Source organism: Brenneria tiliae, assembly GCF_023347575.1.
Taxonomy (GTDB): Bacteria; Pseudomonadota; Gammaproteobacteria; order Enterobacterales; family Enterobacteriaceae; genus Brenneria; species Brenneria corticis.
Map to the genome: position 1 here is coordinate 1 of NZ_JAKPCB010000031.1, position 255 is coordinate 255.

Here is a 255-nt window from a genome sequence, read left to right on the forward strand (position 1 = left end):
GGAAACGGGTTAATATTCCCGTACTGGTTGTTACTGCGAAGGGGGGACGGAGAAAGCTAGGTTGGCCGGGCGACGGTTGTCCCGGTTTAAGCGTGAAGGTGGGTGTTTTTGGAAAATCCGGAACACCATAACACTGAGGCGTGATGACGAGTCACTACGGTGATGAAGTAACCGATGCTACGCTTCCAGGAAAAGCCTCTAAGCACCAGGTAACAATCAATCGTACCCCAAACCGACACAGGTGGTCAGGTAGAG

The 255-nt window shown here is 52.2% G+C and carries 1 rRNA gene; it reads left to right on the forward strand.

Going from position 1 to position 255, the window contains the following annotated elements:
• Positions 1 to 255, forward strand: a 23S ribosomal RNA gene (locus tag MFP24_RS00145); the annotation flags it as partial.